Source organism: Pseudomonas akapageensis (genome assembly GCF_011355085.1).
GTDB classification, from domain to species: Bacteria; Pseudomonadota; Gammaproteobacteria; order Pseudomonadales; family Pseudomonadaceae; genus Aquipseudomonas; species Aquipseudomonas akapageensis.
Map to the genome: position 1 here is coordinate 1 of NZ_VXCP01000083.1, position 638 is coordinate 638.

The following is a 638-nucleotide window of genomic DNA, read 5'->3' on the forward strand; positions in this document are numbered from 1 at the left end:
CAGCAATACGCGTCGAGCTGTCCGACGGCATTCTGACCATTACGCTTGCCCGACCAGACAAGAAGAACGCATTAACCAATGAGATGTACGGCACCCTGGCCGACACCATCGAGAACGCGGAGCATGACGCCAATGTCCGCGTGGTGCTGATACAAGGTGATGGGGACATGTTTACTGCAGGGAATGATGTGGGCGAGTTCGCTGCCATCGCGTCGGGAAAGGGCCCCAGCGAAAGCCACGTTCACCGATTTCTGCATGCCCTGGCCAAAGCGACGGTGCCTATCATTGGCGCGGTTCACGGCAAGGCAGTTGGCGTTGGCACCACCATGCTGCTGCATTGCGACTACGTGCTGCTCGCGCAGGACGCAGAACTGATCACGCCTTTTATCAATCTGGCTTTGGTGCCTGAAGCGGCATCGAGCTATCTGTTGCCGCTGCGCGTGGGCCACGTCAGGGCCTTCGAAATGTTTGCCATGGGTGAACCGCTTGACGCACAAACCGCTGTTGCGTGGGGCATCGCCAACAAGGTCTGTGCCAACGACCAGCTACGTACCGACGCGCGCCGGATGGCCGAACGCATCGCCGCCAAGCCGGCGGGTTCGCTTGGCTCCATGAAAACGCTAATGCGCCAGGCCGAG

Annotated in this window: 1 protein-coding gene; it reads left to right on the forward strand. The window is 59.9% G+C overall.

Going from position 1 to position 638, the window contains the following annotated elements; translation table 11 throughout:
* Positions 1-638: enoyl-CoA hydratase-related protein (locus tag F2S13_RS29030; RefSeq protein WP_218584136.1), on the forward strand; the 638-nt coding region annotated here is incomplete at both ends.